This is a genomic window from Pantoea sp. GABEPS69, from assembly GCF_045780835.1.
GTDB classification, from domain to species: domain Bacteria; phylum Pseudomonadota; class Gammaproteobacteria; order Enterobacterales; family Enterobacteriaceae; genus Pantoea; species Pantoea septica.
In genome coordinates, this window is sequence record NZ_CP118618.1 from 2,770,382 (window position 1) to 2,788,107 (window position 17,726).

Sequence of the window (17,726 nt, forward strand, 5' to 3'; positions counted from 1 at the left end):
TTCCTGGCGAGAATGTTTCCGGGCGTTAAAAAAAACGTCCTGGACATCTCTGTCGCAGGACGCTTTGCACGGCGGCGCGCTTTATCCGCCGCTGGCGCGGTTGGCCAGGGGGTTAAAACAGCCGCGGCCCGTAGCCCCACAGCACCACGGTCAGCGCCAGCAGCACTTCAAATACCAGCACGCCGATCGCCAGCGTCGAGCCGGAAAAACGCAGGCTCTCGTCACGGTCGATATTCAAAAACAGCGGAATGCCGATGTAGAGCAGATAGCCGGTGTAAACCAGCGCCAGCGCGCCCGCCAGCACGCAGAGCCAGACCAGCGGATAGAGCGCCACAATACCGCTGAGAAACAGTGGCGTGGCGACATAGCCGGCGAACACCGTACAGCGCTGCACGCTGGGCCGCTGCGGATAGTCGCGCGCCATCCAGTGAATGACGCGGCCCATAACCGCCACGCCGCCTAAGATAATCAGATAAAAGAGCACGCCGAGCGCAATGCCGGTCAGCAGATTAAGCTGGACAAACTGCCCGTCGCCCAGATTCCAGCCCAGCTGCGTAGTGCCGATAAAGGCGCAGATCACCGGGATCGCCGCCATCAGCAGAACGTGGTGGGTGTAATGGTGCGAAACGCTTTCATTCTCTTGCTTGATATCGCGCATTTCCCGATCGGGATGCGCCATAAGACCCCAGACATGATTCATATCATCACCTCGCAGATGCGAAAGGCCGCCCAGAACCCGCGTCGCCGATCCCTCAGGCAGCATTCCCTGAAGTATAAACGGCATTGCTGCTTTTGTAGCCAGCGCGAGGGGATCAGGCGAAAAATTGTGATCGAACGAGCCGGCTGCCTGAAGGATTGGCCGAAGCGGTATAGAATGTATGAATCGCTGACCGAACAGGGAGTTTACTTTTGCATTTCGATATCAACGGATTAATTACGCAATATGGCTATCTGGCGCTGCTGATCGGCTGTATCGCCGAAGGGGAAACCTTTACGCTGCTGGGCGGCGTGGCGGCTCATGAAGGGTTGCTCAACTTTGTCGGCGTGGTGCTGGCGGCGATGGCTGGCGGCATTATCGGCGATGAGCTGCTCTACTGGATCGGCCGTCGCTACGGCACAAAAATTCTGCGCAAGCTGAAAAAACATCAGGACAAGGTGCGTAAGGCCAACCGGCTCATCCAGCGCCATCCCAGCCTGTTTGTTATCGGCGTGCGCTTTATGTACGGCTTTCGCATTATCGGCCCGATTATCATCGGCGCCAGCCATCTGAAGCCGCTGAAATTTCTGTTGCTCAATATTATCGGCGCGGCGATCTGGGCGACGATTTTCGTCGCCCTTGGCTACTTTGCCGGCGGCATTATCGCCCCGTGGCTGCACAAACTCGACCAGCACCTGAAGCATATTCTGTGGCTGGTCGCGGCGGTGGTCTTCGCCTTTGCCCTGCGCTGGGTGATCCGTCGCTGGAACACCCGCCGCGCCGGTTAAATATCCTTCCCGCCGTAAAATTGCGGATTGGCCAGCATAAAGCCGCCGTCGACGATAAAAGATTGTCCGGTGGTGTAGCTGGCCCATTCTGAGCAGAGCCAGGCCACCAGGCTGGCAATTTCACGCACGTCGCCCGGCCGTCCAATCGGAATCTCCGGCGTCTTGATCTTCTGCGCGTCGCCGTCGCCCATATTGTTCATCGGCGTGGCGATGGCGCCTGGCGCCACCGAGTTCACCAGAATATTGTGTTTAATCAGGCTGATGGCCATCGATTTGGTCAGGCCGCCCATAGCGTGCTTCGCCGCCGTGTAGGCGACGGCGTCGGGCAGCGGCGTATGCTCATGCACCGAGGTGATATTGATAATGCGTCCGCCGTCGCCCTGCTCCACCATTTTGCGCGCGGCGATCTGCCCGCAGACAAAGGCGCCGTCGACATCGACGCTGAAGACCTTGCGCCACTCCTCAAACGGCGTGTCGAGGAATTCAGATTTAGCGTTCGCCCCTGCGTTGTTGACCAGCGCGTCGATGCGGCCCAGCTTGTCGATCAGCGCCGAAAGCGAACGGCCGCCCTCCTGCGGATCGGCGAGGTCGAGGTGGATCAGTTCCGTACGGCGGCCTTTTTCGCGCACCAGGCGCGCCGTCTCCTGCGCGCCCTCTTCATCGGAACGCCAGGTGATGCCGAGATCGTAGCCTTGCTCCGCCAGCATCAGCGCGCTGGCGCGGCCAATGCCGGAATCAGATGCGGTAACGACAGCGACTTTGTTCTGTGGTGTGGTCATGATTGCCTCCTCAGGGTATCGGGTAAGCTGAAGTATAGAAGCAATCGGGTAATGTCCAGCCGCAGCCGCTTCTGCCGCTTTGTCTATAGTTAACAGATTGCCCGCTATGGAGATGAGGATGAGCACGATAAAACGCCCGATCGAAGATCACGGCATCATTGGCGATCTGCGCACCTGCGCGCTGGTGGCCAACGACGGCACCATTGACTATCTCTGCTGGCCGGCGCTCGACAGCCCCTCGGTGTTCGCCGCGCTGCTCGACAGCGACGACGCCGGGCTTTTTTCGCTGGCGCCGGAGTGGGAAAACGTGCGGCGCCAGCAGCTCTACCTGCCGGATACCAATATTCTGCAGACGCGCTGGCTGGGCGCAGAAGGCGTCGCAGAGATCACCGACTATATGCCGATCTGCGACGACGCGAAAAAACAGCCGCGCCTGGTGCGTCGGATTAAAATGGTGCGCGGCAGCGCCTGGTTTAACATGCGCTGCGCGCCGCGTCACGACTACGCCCGCGCCGAAACCCGCGCGCAGGCCGCTGGCGACTGCATCGACTTTTACGCCCAGAACCAGCCGACGCTGCGGCTCGCCGCCACCGTGCCGCTGACCTGCGAAGCGGACGCCGCGACGGCGCGTTTTGAACTCCAGTCGGGCGAGCACGTCGAGTTCGAGTTCGGCAACCAGGAGGACGCGCGCATCGGCGACGTCGCCACGGAAGTCTGCTTTGAAGAGACCCTCGACTACTGGCGGCGCTGGAGTAAAAAAAGCAACTACAGCGGGCGCTGGCAGGAGATGGTGCAGCGCTCGGCGCTGGCGCTGAAGCTGCTGACCTCCAGCCAGCACGGCTCTATCGCCGCCGCCGCCACTTTCGGCCTGCCGGAAGAGCTGGGCGGCGTGCGCAACTGGGACTATCGCGCCTCCTGGATCCGCGACGCCTCGTTCAGCATGTATGCGCTGATGCGCCTGGGCTACGTCGACGAAGCGAAACACTTTACCCGCTGGGTCGGCCGCTGCGTCGAGAACAGCCACCATGACGAGATGCGTCTGCAGGTGATGTATCGCCTCGACAGCGGCATCGAGCTGCATGAGATCGAGCTGCTTAACCTCTCCGGCTACGCCGACTCGCGGCCGGTGCGCATCGGCAACGACGCCTGGCAGCAGACGCAGCTCGATATTTACGGCGAGCTGATGGATGCGGTCTATCTGGCGAACAAGTATGGCGAGGCGATTTCGGAACGCGGCTGGCAGCACGTGGCGCAGATGATCGATATGGTGTGCGAAAGCTGGAACCAGCCCGACGCCGGTATCTGGGAGATGCGCGGCGAGCCGGAGCATTTTCTTCATTCACGCCTGATGTGCTGGGTGGCGCTGGACCGCGCGCTGCGCCTCGGCATGAAGCGGTCGCTGCCGATGCCCTACGCCCGCTGGGACAGCGCGCGCAGCGAGATCCGCGCCGATATCTGGCAAAACTTCTGGAATGCCGAGCGCGGCCATTTCGTCTCGACGCGCCACGGCGACCATCTCGACGCCTCGATGCTGCTGATGCCGCTGGTGCGCTTCGTCGGCGCGACCGATCCCGAGTGGCTGTCGACGCTCGACGCCATCAAGCGCGAGCTGGTGAGCGACGGCATGGTGCGCCGCTACAATATCGACGAGACGCCTGCCGACGGTCTGACCGGTTCGGAAGGCTCTTTCGGCGCCTGCTCCTTCTGGTACGTGGAGTGTCTGGCGCGCGCCGGCCGCATCCACGAGGCGCATTTCGAATTTGAAAAGCTACTGAGCTACGCCAATCCGCTGGGTTTGTATGCCGAGGAGTTTGACAATCACGGCCGCGCGCTGGGCAATATGCCGCAGGCGCTGACCCATCTGGCCCTGATCAGCGCCGCCTTTTTTCTCAACCGTAAACTGAGCGGCGAAGTGACCTTATGGCAGCCCTGACCGGCTTCGTTATCGCGGCAAGGAGGCCCGATAACACAGCTGGATACCTAAAGTCTGCGATGGCTGCTAAAATCCTGATTCACAACATCGAAACAATGCCCATATAATGTGCAGCCGGCCACGCTGACCGGTACGGGTTCGATAAACTGACAAGCCTGCTAACAGGCCATAACGACTTGTAAAATATGAAAATGATTCGCGCGTTCGCTTCAATGGCTCTGGCGCTGGCTGCATTCAGTCAGTCCGCCTTCGCTGTGGTTTACCCCTTACCAGCCGCCAACAGCCGTCTGGTTGGGCAAAATATTGAGATTACCGTCCCTCCGGACAACAAACTGCCGCTGGAAGCCTTTGCGGCGCAGTACCAGATGGGCCTCAGCAATATGCTGGAAGCCAACCCGGGCATGGACGTCTACCTGCCGCAGGCGGGCAAAAAAATGATTATTCCGCAGCAGCTGATTCTGCCTGACGCCCCGCGCGAAGGCATCGTGATCAACAGCGCGGAGATGCGCCTCTACTACTATCCGAAAGGCACCAAAACCGTTGTGGTTCTGCCGATCGGTATCGGCGAGTTAGGCAAAGATACGCCGGTCAACTGGACGACGACCGTACAGCGCAAGAAAGCGGGTCCGACCTGGACGCCGACCAAAGCGATGCATGCAGAGTACGCGGCCCGCGGCGAGAGCATGCCAGCAGTGTTCCCGGCCGGTCCGGACAACCCGATGGGCCTTTACGCGCTCTATATTGGTCGTCTGTATGCCATCCACGGCACTAACGCCAACTTCGGTATCGGTCTGCGCGTCAGCCACGGCTGCGTGCGTCTGCGCGCCGACGACATCAAATGGCTGTACGATAACGTGCCGGTCGGCACGCGCGTGCAGTTCATCGACCAGCCGGTTAAAGCGACGGTAGAGCCGGATGGTTCGCGCTACGTAGAGGTGCATAATCCGCTCTCTACTACCGAAGAGCAGTTCAACTCGCGCGAATTAGTGCCGATCACCCTGACCTCTGCGGTGACCAAAGTGATCACCGACGCCAGCGTCAGCCAGGATCAGGTCAACGCGGCGATTCAGAACCGCACCGGCATGCCGACCAAAGTGAACGGCGTTGCCGACAGCGTGCAGACCGCGCCGACCGAAGTACCGGAAGCGCCGGGCGCGCAGCCGCAAGAACAGCCGATGACGCCGGTTACGCCGCAGGGCGCGAACGTTGTCGACCCGAATGCGGCACCGCAGGCGCAGCCTGTTGCTCCAGCTCCGGCTCCGGCTAATAATCCTTCGTAAGGGTTGTTGGTTAACCGCTGTTCTAAAAGCCCGCTTCTGCGGGCTTTTTTATTCTGAGGATGTCGACATGACCGCTTTTCATCAACTTGCCGCCACCAGCCTACGTGGCGAACTTATCCCTATGGCCAACTACGCCGGCAAGCTGGTGCTTGTGGTCAACACCGCCAGCCACTGTGGTTTTACGCCGCAATACGCCGGCCTGGAGTCGCTCTACAAAAAATACGCTGCGCAGGGGCTGGTGGTGCTGGGTTTTCCCTGCAACCAGTTCGGAAAGCAGGAACCAGGCGGCGCGGAGGAGATCGCGCAGACCTGCCATATCAACTATGGCGTGAGCTTTCCGATGTTCGAGAAAGTGGCGGTCAACGGCGCCTTAACGCACCCGATTTTTCGCTATCTGAAAGATGAGCTGCCCGGCGTGCTGGGCGGGCGCATCAAATGGAATTTCACTAAGTTCCTGGTTGGACGCGACGGTAAGCCGCTCAGGCGTTTTGCGCCGATCACCACGCCGGAGAAAATGGAAGCGGCTATCCGGGTGGCGCTTGAGAGCCAAGCGGCTGGGTAGTTTGAATCACTGATTCCTGGCGCGTTTCCGCCAGGCAAAGGGGAGATGTGCGGGAAAAAACCTTTGCACCTGGCCTGCTTCTTGTCCGCGTAAACCGGCTGTGTGGCAAAAGCGGCGCTCTCTTAGCTGCCACAACTCTACAGCGGTACAGAATGCAATATTTTTTATCCTGTAGACAATTGCCTTCCAGAGTTCTCAGCCTCTGGCTCGGTGAGAATCTGTCTGCTGCCAGGGAGTCACAGGCAAACGCACGTTGACTTTTGATTAACGCATATTTATAGAAGTATGCAAGTCACAGTAACTTTTCTCAGGAGATACAGGCTTATGCCATTGCAGGATGACCTTAAACAGGAAGTTATAGAGTCTGTAAAGAAATCACTGACCTTTAATATTTTCTATCAGAGAATAAGGCCAGATATATCACCGTTTATTGCTGCCACTTCAAAAGTGCCTTTAAAAAGCCTTGATGAATGGGAGCGCCTCATTCAACAGACGATTTCCTTGTCTCTTCAGCGGTTTAATTCGTTACGTACAAGGGTCGAAGACCGTTTGGTTGGCTCTCTCAGATGGCTTGATATATGTAACGCTAATGGTTTCAGAAGGGAGAGAGCTTTAAGGATATTAGCAGGTGGTGCACCTAATAGTTTTTTATTCGCTTTGATCGTCAGAAAACTAAATGACTGGGTTCCTCAGGTAAGAGAAGCAGCACGTGATGCCCTACTTTTGATAGCTAAGGATTCTGACCCGGAAATTATTGTTGATGTTTTGTTTATAACACTGCCCTACTGGGATTCATGGGGGAGAATGGGAGAAAAAGAAAAAGAGACGCTGATGAAAATTATTTTAATGGACAAAGTAACTCACTGTCTAAAAAAACGACTTATATTATCTACCTCAGGACCTGCTGCTACTATATTTATGCAGACAGGCCGAACGTCAGCCTTAGACAATTTTGTGGCTGAGATTGCAGAATCATCGGTTCAACCCTCTTTGCGAGCAAGAGCATATCGCTGTCAGTTTGAAGGAAAATTTGTCTGGGCTGAGGGGACAGAATGGCAGTGGATCGACAAAGCATACGGCATAAGACGGCGCATTCCTGCTTTAAAAGAACGAACAATATCGATAACAACCCCTTTCCTTGAAAATCTGAGGGCGGCGGCAATCGATCGCTCTCCAATGGTTCGGCGTATAGCTGGCGAAATGCTTATTAAAGAGTTAGATAATATCGGTGATGAAGCTTTCAGCCTGGCAAAAATGCTGGCATCCGATATATCAGCCTCAGTAGCAGAAAGAGGAAAATATGCTCTGGCAGACTTACAAAAACGTAAGTAACGTCTTAATTGCAAAGGGTATATAAAGTCTGTCGATTTTACTGCCTGGGGCAGTCTCTTCTAATCTGCTCTAAATTGCATCACAATGTCCTGAGCTTATTCATTTTAAGAGCGGTGCTAACGTCCGCTCTTCGCTTATAGCAAACAACCAACGCTTCCTCTGCTTGTCCCCCATCACGGAAGCGCGCACAACCGCACTGCCCCGATAGCCTTTCCTTCACCTCCGCGGCCTTCTCAGCGCCAGCCAGCCTGCCACAACGGTAAACGCCAGCACCACCAGCACCAGAATCAAAAAGCCGTGCGCATTGCCCGCCAGCGGGATGCCGCCGACGTTCATGCCGAAGAAGCCGGCGACGATATTGATCGGCAGCGCCAGTACGGTAATCACGGTTAACAGAAACAGCGTGCGGTTGCTCTGCTCCATCAGGCGCGCGGCGATCTCCTCCTGCAGCAGCCGGATGCGCTCCATCAGGCTGGCAAGGTCGTTAAGCACTACGCTGAACTCCTCGGTAAAGGCGCGCAGCTCGCGCAGCGTATCGCGGTTCAGCCAGGCGGGCGGACGATTCAGCAGGCGAAACAGCGCGGCCGGCTCCGGCGCCAGCAGACGCTGAATACGTAGCAGCATGCGGCGCAGCTGCCCCAGCTCGCTGCGGTTCGCCTTGATCGCCGGGCTGAGCAGCCGCTCCTCGATCGCGTCCACCGCCAGGCTGGTGCGCCGCACCACCTGCTCCAGCTGCCGCTCCTGCTCGCCCAGCAGGCTGAGCAGCATCTCTTCAGCGTTGCGAAAGGCGCACGACTGCAGGCGCTGGTGCATGCGTTCGATCATATCGACCTGGCGATAGCGCGCGCTGACCAGCAGCTGGCGACGGCACCAGATCCAGAGGGTGGCGTTCTGCGCGCTGTGCTCTTCCTGGCTAAAGGTGACGTCGTTAAGGATCGCCATCAGCGCCTCGCCCTGCTCCGCCAGCCGGGTGCGCGACGAGGCGGAATGGATCTCTTCGAAGAAATCTTCATCAACCTGAAAATGGCGCTGAACCCAGTGCTGGGCGCGGGCGTGATTAAGATTGATATGCAGCCAGAGAAACTCGCCGTCGCGGCGCGGGCTCTCTCCAGCTTGCACCGCTTCGCGCGCGTTCAGGCGACGCGGCGGCGCGTCGGGCGACATCAGGTAGCCGTGTATTAAACCGGCGACCTCGTCGTCGAAATCGGATTTATTAGGCGCCAGCAATAGCTCAGAAACCATGGATGGACTAAATATCAGAGCGGACCAGATCCACAGCCTGATGCAGAGTGATGACAGAATAATGACAGCGGCCGCGCAACATCATTGTTCTGTCATATAAAGCGCGTATCCCTGCCAGTAATGGGTGCGGACAGGGCGCGCCCGTCACTATCCACCGAGGTGTTTATGAGCGAAAACAGCTTATCGTCATCCCCATCGGTTGCCGGGCGTCCCAACCTTACTGGCAAGCGCAACCGTTTTTCAAAACCGCTGTTTCTTATCCTGCTGATCGCCGGGCTCTCTTTTGCCGGGTTCAACTTGTTCAGCGACGTACAGGAGACCGACACGCCGGTCACCAGCTACGTCCCCTTCTTTCTGCTGGGCCTGGCGCTGGTGATCGCGCTGGGGTTTGAGTTCGTTAACGGCTTTCACGATACCGCCAACGCGGTGGCGACGGTGATCTACACCCACTCGCTGACGCCCGGCGTCGCGGTGGTCTGGTCAGGACTGTGCAACTTTCTCGGCGTGCTGCTCTCCAGCGGCGTGGTGGCGTTCGGCATTATCTCGCTGCTGCCGGTCGAGCTGATTTTGCAGGCGGGCAGCGGCGGCGGCTTCGCCATGGTCTATGCGCTGCTCTTCTCCGCCATTATCTGGAATCTGGGCACCTGGTATCTCGGCCTGCCCTCCTCCTCTTCCCATACGCTGATCGGTTCGATTATCGGCGTCGGCGCCGCCAATGCGCTGCTGCACGGTCGCAGCGGCATGAGCGGCGTGGACTGGGATCAGGCGATTAAAATCGGCTATTCGCTGATCCTCTCGCCGCTGGTAGGTTTTATCTGCGCCGCGCTGCTGCTGCTGGCGATGAAGGCCTTTATTCGCAACCGCGACCTCTATGAAGCGCCGAAAAGCAACGAGCCGCCACCGGCCTGGATCCGCGGCCTGCTGATCCTGACCTGCACCGGCGTCTCCTTCGCCCACGGCTCCAACGACGGGCAGAAAGGCATGGGGCTGATTATGCTGATTCTGGTGGGCACCATGCCGATCGCCTATGCGCTAAACCGTTCGCTGCCGCCGGATCAGATCCCGCGCGTGGCGGCGCTGGCGCAGGTGACGGAAAACCAGCTGCTGCAGCTACAGCCCGCCAGCGCCCGTCCGCCGGTCGCGCGCGACGTGCTGACCGACTATGTGCGCACCAATCAGATGAACCCCAACGTGCTGCCCGCGCTGGCGCTGACGCTGGGCGATATCAGCGAGCAGATCCGCCGCTATGGCTCCATGGAGAATATTCCGGCGCAGGCGGTGTCGAACACCCGTAACCAGATGTACCTGACCTCGGAATCGATCAAGCATATCCAGACCAATAAAGTGGCGATGCCGGAAGAGACGCAGCGCAATCTGACGGCGATCAAGCATGAGCTGGACAGCGCCACGCGCTTTATTCCGATGTGGGTGAAAGTGGTGGTGGCGATTGCGCTGGGCCTTGGCACCATGGTCGGCTGGCGTCGCATCGTGGTGACCGTGGGCGAGCGCATCGGCAAAACCCACCTTAACTACGCGCAGGGCGCCAGCGCGGAGCTGGTGGCGATGGCGACCATCGGCGCGGCGGACAGCTTCGGCCTGCCCGTCTCTACCACCCATGTGCTCTCGTCCGGCGTGGCGGGCAGCATGGCGGCCAACCGCTCCGGCCTGCAGCTCGCCACGCTGCGCAATCTGGCGATGGCGTGGATCCTGACGCTGCCGGTTTCTGTTTTGCTGGCCGCCGGACTCTACGCCCTTTTCTCGCAGTTCTAGTGGCCGTCGGCGCGGCGTTACGCCGCGCCGCTGTAGCGCTGCATCAGGCGCAGCGTAATGGCGAAGGCGCCCAGCACCATCATCGCCGCCGCCAGGTAGACCGACTGCATGCCCCAGTAGCCAATCAGCAATCCCGCCACCGGCCCGGTCAGGCCAAGTCCCAGATCGAGAAACGCTGAGTAGACGCCGAGTGCCGAGCCCTGATCCTGCCGCTCTACCTGCTTCACCGCCTCCACGCCCAGCGCCGGGAAAATCAGTGAAAAGCCGCAGCCGGTGAGCAGCGCGCCGAGATCCACCAGCAGGCTGCTCTCCGCCTGCCAGATAATCAGCAGCCCGGCGCACTCCAGCAGCAGAGAGACGATAGCGACGCGCAGCCCGCCGAAGCGCGTTATGGCGCGGCTGAACAACAGGCGAAACAGCACGAAGCCGAGGCTGAACAGCGACAGCGCGAAGGCGGCCCCGCTCCAGTCGCGGCTGGCAAAGTAGAGAGTAATAAAGGTGGAGATGACGCCGAAGCCGATGGTGCCGAAGCCGAGCGCCAGGCCGAACAGCCAGACGCGCGAAAAGACGCGATGAAACGGAATGCGTTGCCCCTGACTCACCTCGACTGCCGGTTTGCGGCTCGCCAGCAGATAACCCACGACGCCCATCAGCGCCACCAGGCCGGCAAAGCCGCTGATGCCCAGCCCCTGGTTCAGCATCACGCCGAGCGGCGCGCCGATCGCCATCGCCAGATAGGTGGCGACGCCGTTCCAGGAGATCACGCGCGCCGTCTGCAGCGGCCCGACGATGTTCATGCCCCACAGCGTGGAGCCGGTGCTGCTGAAGCTCTCGCCGACGCCGAGGAACAGGCGTCCAGCCGCCAGCAGCAGCAGGCTGACCAGCGGCCAGTCGCGGCACAGCGCGGCGATAATGGTCATCACGCCGCTCATGCCGCAGAGCAGCGTGCCGAGCATCACCACCCGTTTCGGCCCCAGGCGATCCGCCAGCCGGCCTGACTGAGGACGGCTCAGCAGCGTGGCGAAATATTGCAGGCTGATAATCAGACCCGCCACAAACGAGCTGAAGCCGAGCTGGTTATGCACGAAGCCCGGCAGCACCGCCAGCGGCAGCCCGACGGAGAGATAGCAGAAGAAGGTGAAGATCAGAACCGAGAGAATGCGTTTGTTGAGTTGACCGTTAGTCAGTACCGCGACATCAGACATAGCAGGCTGGCTTGTTGTGAAAAATGGCTTTCACTATACGCTTAGCCTGCTAACGGGTCGCCTGAATTTTTGTCACAGGGCCAGCGAGAGGGCCTGTCGGTCGATCGCCTCGGCGATAGCGGCGGAGTGTTTTAGCGCGCGAATGTCGGTGAACAGGCCGTCGGCCTGCGGATAGGCTTTGCGCAGGTAGCCGAGCCACTGCTTGATACGCGCGACGTGGTAGAGGCCTGTGTCGCCCTGCTTCTCCAGCCGCGTATATTTCTGCAGCAGCGCCACCACGTCCGGCCAGGCCATCGGCGCCTCGTTGTACTTCACCACCCGGCTGAGGTTCGGTACGTTGAGCGCGCCGCGACCGATCATCACCGCATCGCAGCCGGTGGCGCTCAGACACGCCTGCGCGCTCTGCCAGTCCCAAATCTCGCCGTTCGCCACCACCGGGATGCGCAGCCGCTGACGGATCTCGCCAATCGCCTGCCAGTTGATCGCCTCGGCGCGGTAGCCATCCTCTTTGGTGCGGCCGTGCACCACCAGTTCGCTGGCGCCCGCCTGCTGCACCGCGTCGGCGATTTCAAAGCGCCGCTCGCCGGAATCCCAGCCGAGACGCACTTTCACCGTGACCGGCAGATGCGACGGCACCGCCTCGCGCATCGCTTTCGCGCCGCGATAGATCAGTTCGGGATCTTTCAGCAGCGTAGCACCGCCGCCGCTGCCGTTCACCAGCTTCGAGGGGCAGCCGCAGTTAAGATCGACGCCCCAGGAACCCAGCTCGGCCGCGCGCGCCGCGTTCTCCGCCAGCCATTCAGGATGCTGACCGAGCAGCTGCAAACGCACCCGCGTGCCCGAAGGCGTGCGGCTGTTATTGCGCAGCTCGGGACAGAGCCGGTAAAACGATTTTACCGGCAGCAGCTGATCCACTACGCGCAAAAACTCGGTGACGCAGAGGTCGTAGTCGTTGACCTCGCTCAGCAGCTCGCGCACCAGCGAATCCAGCACGCCCTCCATCGGGGCAAGCAACACCCGCATGGCGTTACGCGGTTCCGGTTTTCTTCGCAGCCGGACGACGCGACGGACGCGCAGGCTTAGCGCCCTGCTCAGACTGGCTCTGACGGCGCGGCTGCGGCGCGCGTTTGTCGCCCTGCGGACGTGCAGATGACGGCGCGCCGCCCTGGCCACGACCGCGGCCGCGCGGCTGCTGTTGCTGACCGCGACCGTTCTGAATCGGTTCCGCCTTGATGCTCGGATCCGGCTCGTAGCCCGGCACCGCCATACGCGGGATCTCGCGCTTCAGCAGACGCTCGATATCGCGCAGCAGCTTGTGCTCATCCACGCAGACCAGAGAGAGCGCGGCGCCGGTTGCGGCGGCGCGGCCGGTACGGCCGATGCGGTGCACATAATCTTCCGCCACGTTCGGCAGTTCATAGTTCACCACGTGCGGCAGCTCTTCGATATCGAGACCGCGCGCGGCGATGTCGGTCGCTACCAGCACGCGGATCGCGCCGGTTTTAAAGTCAGCCAGCGCGCGGGTACGTGCGCCCTGGCTTTTATTGCCGTGGATCGCCGCGGCGGTGATGCCATCTTTATTCAGCTGTTCCGCCAGGTGGTTGGCGCCGTGCTTGGTGCGGGTAAATACCAGCACCTGCTGCCAGTTGCCTTCGCCGATCAGCTGCGAAAGCAGTTCCCGCTTGCGCTTCTTGTCGACGAAATGCACCAGCTGCGATACCTGCTCGGAGGCGGTGTTGCGGCGCGCCACTTCGACTTGCTCCGGGTTGTGCAGCAATTTTTCCGCCAGCGTTTTGATGTCGTCGGAGAAGGTTGCGGAGAAGAGCAGGTTCTGACGCTTAGCCGGCAGCTTGGCCAGCACGCGACGGATGTCGTGGATAAAGCCCATGTCGAGCATGCGATCCGCTTCGTCCAGCACCAGCACTTCGATCTGCGACAGATCGACCGCATTCTGGTGTTCCAGATCGAGCAGACGGCCCGGCGTGGCGACCAGAATATCGACGCCGCCGCGCAGTTTCATCATCTGCGGGTTAATGCTGACGCCGCCGAACACCACCAGCGAACGCAGCTCCAGGTATTTGCTGTAGTCGCGCACGTTTTCGCCGATCTGGGCGGCCAGTTCGCGCGTCGGGGTCAGGATCAGGGCGCGTACCGGACGACGACCGCGTCCCGAGGCAGCCTGAGTAGAAAGCTTTTGCAGCAGCGGCAGCGTAAAACCGGCGGTTTTGCCGGTACCGGTCTGCGCGCTGGCCAGCAGATCGCGCCCGGAGAGCACCACAGGGATCGCCTGGCGCTGGATAGGCGTAGGTTCACGGTAGCCCTGTTCAGCGACCGCACGCAAAATATCGGCGCTCAGGCCGAGAGAGTCAAAAGACATTAAGTGTGTTACTCCGGTCCGCCCTGACCGCGATTCACGGTGTAGTTTTCAGGGGGGAAAGTGACGCCAGCCGAGGGCTAACGTGTGAAAAGGGCACAAACTACGATGCGTAAGGCAGGCAGTGTAGCAGCTTTCGTCGCGGGGTGCGAGAAAGGCAGAAACAACAAGGGCCGCCTTGCGGCAGCCCCTGATAGCGAACCCGGAAGCTTAGCTGCGCTTCTTCTGGATGCGCCCTGCCGGCTCTTTCGCCAGCAGCGAGACCAGCGCCGGCCCTACCAGCATCACCACGCCCAGCATGCCGATCAGCAGGGCGTTATGGATGTAGCGCGAGACGATAAACAGCGTCATCATCGCCGCGCCAAAATAGTAGGTGGTAGTCGCTTCTTCAAGATAATCACCGATGCGACGCAAACGAACACTACGCTGCAGGACCAGCATGGCGATAAACACCACGGCATAGGCGGCTACCAGCGTGCTGCACACTTCGATCAGAGCTTTGTGCTTCCAGCCCCAGATCAGCGCGGCGATCACCAGCGCGTGCATTGCGATATGCACGCAGGTTTGTCCAGTGATGATTTGAACACGATTAGACCATTTCATTCTTTTCTCCTGGCAGACCCAACAGGTCGCCCAAGTGCAACCGGCACAGGCCGGTAACGGTTTCCTCAATGTAAAGCAATTTTCGGATAACGCCCTAAATTTCCATCCTTATCCGCACCCGTTTGTGACAAAGACTACACTTTACTTTTGTTGCTGATGAAAAGGAGTGCGTCGAGAGTATGCCACAAACCAAGCAAGGATTTTCCCTTAAAGTCCTGACGATCAATACCCACAAGGGATTTACTACTTTTAACCGTCGCTTCATCCTGCCGGAACTGCGCGAAGCGGTACGCGCCACCTCAGCGGATATCGTCTTTTTGCAGGAGGTGATGGGCACGCATGCCGTACACCCGCTGCATCACGAGAACTGGCCGGGCACGCCGCACTACGAGTTTCTGGCCGACACCATGTGGAACGACTTTGCCTACGGCCGCAACGCCGTCTATCCGGAGGGACACCACGGGAACGCGATTTTGTCACGGTTTCCCATTCAGGAGTACGAAAATCGCGATATTTCTGTTGCAGGAAGTGAAAACCGCGGCATGTTGCACTGCAAAATCAGCCTGCCGGAGCCGCACGGCACCCTGCACGTGATCTGCGTGCATCTGGGTCTGAAAGAGGCGCACCGCCACGCGCAGATGAAAATGATGTGCGACATGGTGGCCTCGCTGCCGCACGACGCGCCGCTGGTCGTCGCGGGCGATTTCAACGACTGGCAGCTGCGCGCCAATCACATTCTGAAGCATGGCGCAGGATTAAAAGAGGTATTTAGCATGAAACACGGTCGCCCGGCGCGCACCTTCCCTGCCCGCTTTCCGCTGCTGCGGCTCGATCGTATCTATGTCCGCAACGCCACGGTCAGTCATCCCTGGGCGCTGCCGCGCAAACCCTGGTCGCACCTGTCGGATCACGCTCCGCTCGCCGTGGAGATCCACCTATGAATTTTGAATGGCGAGAAGGCAACAGCCTGCGTCTGCTGGAGAACGGCGAAGAATTTTTCCCGCGCGTGTTCGGCGCGATTCAGCGTGCCGAACGCAGCGTGATGCTGGAAACCTTTATCCTGTTTGAGGATGAGGTCGGCAACGCGCTGCATCGCGAGCTGCTGGCCGCCGCGCAGCGCGGCGTGAAGATAGAGGTGATGGTGGACGGCTACGGCTCGCCGGATCTCTCCGACAAATTCGTCAACAGCCTGACGGCTGAAGGCGTGCGCTTTATCTATTACGATCCGCGTCCGCTGGTGATGGGGATGCGCACCAACGTCTTCCGCCGCCTGCATCGGAAAATCGTGGTGGTGGACGACGTCATCTCTTTCGTCGGCGGCATTAACTTTTCCGCCGAGCACAACACCAGCTACGGCCCGGAGGCGAAGCAGGACTATGCCGTTGAGGTCAAAGGCCCCATCGTGGAGGATATCACCCGCTACGTGCGCGAGGCGATGGGCAGCGAAGCGGTGACGCGCCGCTGGTGGGGCGGCCGCTCGCATCGCCCTGCGGTCAATGCCGTGCCCGGCAACGCGCAGGTGCTGTTCGTCTATCGCGACAACGACGACCACCGCGACGATATCGAAAAGCACTATCTCGATATGCTGCGCACCGCGAAAGAGGATGTGATTATCGCCAACGCCTACTTTTTCCCCGGCTATCGGCTGCTGCGCGAGATGCGCAGCGCGGCGCAGCGCGGCGTGCGGGTCAGGCTGATCGTGCAGGGCGAGCCCGATATGCCAATCGTCAAAGTCGGCGCGGAGCTGCTCTATAACTACCTGGTGGATGGCGGCGTCGAGGTCTACGAATATATTCGCCGCCCGCTGCACGGCAAGGTGGCGGTGCAGGATCGCCAGTGGGCCACCGTCGGCTCCAGCAACCTCGATCCGCTAAGCCTGTCGCTCAACCTCGAAGCTAACCTGATCGTCTACGATCGCGATTTCAACCAGACGCTGCGCGATAACCTGGAGCAGCTGCTGGCGAAAGACTGCCAGCGCGTGCAGGAAGATCGCCTGCCGCCGCGCAACTGGTGGCAGCTGACCAAAAGCGTGGTGGTGTTTCACTTCTTACGCCATTTCCCGGCTATCGCCGGCTGGCTGCCCGCGCATACGCCACTGATTGCGCAGGTCGATCCGCCGGTTCAGCCGGAAATGGAAACGCAGGACCGTGTCGAAACAGACAATGAAGGGGCGAAATCCTGATGGCGGAAAAACATCCTAAATGGAAGCTGGCGAAGAAGGTGCTGACCTGGCTCTTTTTCATCGCGGTCATTGTGCTGCTGGTGGTCTACGCCCGCAAAGTGAACTGGGAAGATGTCTACAACGTTATCGTCAATTATAACCGCCTGGCGGTGCTGAGCGCGGTCGCGCTGGTGATTGTCAGCTACCTCACCTACGGCTGCTATGACCTGATCGGCCGCGCCTACTGCGGCCATAAACTGGCGAAGCGACAGGTGATGCTGGTGTCGTTTATCTGCTACGCCTTTAACCTGACGCTAAGCACCTGGGTCGGCGGCGTGGCGATGCGCTACCGGCTCTATTCGCGGCTGGGGCTGGACAGCGCGACCATCACGCGTATTTTCTCGCTCAGCATCGCCACCAACTGGCTCGGCTATATTCTGCTGGCGGGCATAGTGTTTAGCGCGGGCATGGTGCCGATCCCCGGCGGCTGGTTTATCGGCGAGAGCACACTGCGCATTATCGGCGTGGTGCTGCTGGCGGTGGTGGCGGTCTTTCTCTGGGCCTGCGCCTTTTCAAAGCGCCGCAAGTGGACCATCCGCCGTCAGACGCTGCAGCTGCCGTCGCTGCGCATGGCGCTGTTTCAGTTCGCAGTCTCCTCCGCCAACTGGCTGGTGATGGGCGCGATTATCTGGCTGCTGCTGGCGCGGCAGGTGGATTATCCCATCGTGCTCGGCGTGCTGCTGATCAGCAGCATCGCGGGGGTGATTATTCATATTCCGGCCGGGATCGGCGTGCTGGAGGCGGTGTTCCTGGCGTTGCTGAGCGGGCAGCATGCGTCGCACGGCACCATTATTGCGGCGCTGCTCGCCTATCGCGTGCTCTATTTTATTCTGCCGCTGCTGCTGGCGCTGGTGCTCTATCTGATGCTGGAGAGTCGCGCGAAGCATCTGCGCGCGAAGAATGAACAGAAACTGCAGAAGAGTGCGTAGTACGCAATGGC

At 59.9% G+C, this 17,726-nt stretch carries 16 protein-coding genes; 9 read left to right on the forward strand and 7 right to left on the reverse strand.

Annotation, left to right across the window (positions count from 1 at the left end; genetic code table 11):
• Positions 1–112 precede the first annotated feature (112 nt).
• Positions 113–700, reverse strand: a complete 588-nt coding sequence (locus PVE98_RS13540; protein WP_033789155.1) for a Yip1 family protein — start codon at positions 698–700, stop codon at positions 113–115.
• Between the two features lie 209 nt (positions 701–909).
• On the opposite strand from PVE98_RS13540, the gene PVE98_RS13545 reads away from it, so the two are divergent.
• Positions 910–1,485, forward strand: a complete 576-nt coding sequence (locus tag PVE98_RS13545; RefSeq protein ID WP_033751534.1) for a DedA family protein — start codon at positions 910–912, stop codon at positions 1,483–1,485.
• Here the strand turns inward: PVE98_RS13545 and PVE98_RS13550 are convergent.
• On the reverse strand, positions 1,482–2,264 hold the full coding sequence (locus PVE98_RS13550) for an SDR family oxidoreductase (protein WP_096072833.1): 783 nt from the start codon (positions 2,262–2,264) through the stop codon (positions 1,482–1,484). The genes PVE98_RS13545 and PVE98_RS13550 overlap by 4 nt on opposite strands.
• A gap of 118 nt (positions 2,265–2,382) precedes the next feature.
• On the opposite strand from PVE98_RS13550, the gene PVE98_RS13555 reads away from it, so the two are divergent.
• From PVE98_RS13555 to PVE98_RS13570, 4 genes are all read left to right on the forward strand, one after another.
• Positions 2,383–4,197 (forward strand): glycoside hydrolase family 15 protein, encoded by a 1,815-nt coding sequence (locus PVE98_RS13555; RefSeq protein WP_096072832.1) that lies wholly within the window; start codon positions 2,383–2,385, stop codon positions 4,195–4,197.
• A gap of 185 nt (positions 4,198–4,382) precedes the next feature.
• A complete protein-coding gene (locus PVE98_RS13560) occupies positions 4,383–5,477 on the forward strand; it encodes a L,D-transpeptidase family protein (protein WP_407568513.1) in 1,095 nt (364 codons plus the stop codon).
• Between the two features lie 67 nt (positions 5,478–5,544).
• Positions 5,545–6,039, forward strand: coding sequence for a glutathione peroxidase (locus tag PVE98_RS13565; protein ID WP_096072830.1), 495 nt, complete (start codon positions 5,545–5,547; stop codon positions 6,037–6,039).
• A 324-nt stretch (positions 6,040–6,363) separates the two neighbouring features.
• The gene (locus PVE98_RS13570) at positions 6,364–7,371 is read left to right on the forward strand and encodes a hypothetical protein (protein ID WP_313619365.1); all 1,008 of its coding nucleotides are present in this window, start codon (positions 6,364–6,366) and stop codon (positions 7,369–7,371) included.
• 216 nt (positions 7,372–7,587) lie between these two features.
• Here the strand turns inward: PVE98_RS13570 and PVE98_RS13575 are convergent, their stop codons facing one another.
• Entirely contained in the window at positions 7,588–8,613 is a 1,026-nt protein-coding gene (locus PVE98_RS13575; protein WP_096072828.1) for a transporter, read from the reverse strand.
• 165 nt (positions 8,614–8,778) lie between these two features.
• Here PVE98_RS13575 and PVE98_RS13580 point away from each other — a divergent pair, with 165 nt between their 5' ends.
• Positions 8,779–10,383 carry an inorganic phosphate transporter gene (locus PVE98_RS13580; protein ID WP_096072827.1) on the forward strand — a complete coding sequence of 535 codons (1,605 nt, stop codon included), beginning with the start codon at positions 8,779–8,781 and terminating at the stop codon, positions 10,381–10,383.
• Between the two features lie 17 nt (positions 10,384–10,400).
• Here PVE98_RS13580 and PVE98_RS13585 read toward each other — a convergent pair whose 3' ends face one another.
• The 4 genes from PVE98_RS13585 to PVE98_RS13600 form a co-directional block, all read right to left on the reverse strand.
• Entirely contained in the window at positions 10,401–11,588 is a 1,188-nt protein-coding gene (locus PVE98_RS13585) for an MFS transporter (RefSeq protein ID WP_033751556.1), read from the reverse strand.
• Positions 11,589–11,660: 72 nt separating this feature from the next.
• Complete coding sequence (gene dusC / locus PVE98_RS13590; RefSeq protein WP_313619366.1) at positions 11,661–12,611, reverse strand: tRNA dihydrouridine(16) synthase DusC; 951 nt, start codon at positions 12,609–12,611, stop codon at positions 11,661–11,663.
• 4 nt (positions 12,612–12,615) lie between these two features.
• Positions 12,616–13,965, reverse strand: coding sequence for an ATP-dependent RNA helicase RhlE (rhlE, locus tag PVE98_RS13595; protein WP_033751560.1), 1,350 nt, complete (start codon positions 13,963–13,965; stop codon positions 12,616–12,618).
• A 207-nt stretch (positions 13,966–14,172) separates the two neighbouring features.
• Entirely contained in the window at positions 14,173–14,565 is a 393-nt protein-coding gene (locus PVE98_RS13600; RefSeq protein WP_033751562.1) for a YbhQ family protein, read from the reverse strand.
• A 179-nt stretch (positions 14,566–14,744) separates the two neighbouring features.
• Between PVE98_RS13600 and PVE98_RS13605 the strand changes: the two genes are divergently transcribed.
• From PVE98_RS13605 to PVE98_RS13615, 3 genes are read left to right on the forward strand one after another with little or no spacing between them, the layout of a single operon-like run.
• Positions 14,745–15,506 carry an endonuclease/exonuclease/phosphatase family protein gene (locus tag PVE98_RS13605; RefSeq protein WP_033751565.1) on the forward strand — a complete coding sequence of 254 codons (762 nt, stop codon included), beginning with the start codon at positions 14,745–14,747 and terminating at the stop codon, positions 15,504–15,506.
• Positions 15,503–16,747 carry a cardiolipin synthase ClsB gene (gene clsB, locus PVE98_RS13610; RefSeq protein WP_096072824.1) on the forward strand — a complete coding sequence of 415 codons (1,245 nt, stop codon included), beginning with the start codon at positions 15,503–15,505 and terminating at the stop codon, positions 16,745–16,747. Before PVE98_RS13605 ends, clsB begins: the two co-directional genes overlap by 4 nt.
• Positions 16,747–17,715: a lysylphosphatidylglycerol synthase domain-containing protein gene (locus PVE98_RS13615; protein ID WP_096072823.1), complete on the forward strand. Its 969-nt coding sequence runs from the start codon at positions 16,747–16,749 to the stop codon at positions 17,713–17,715. Before clsB ends, PVE98_RS13615 begins: the two co-directional genes overlap by 1 nt.
• Positions 17,716–17,726 lie beyond the last annotated feature (11 nt).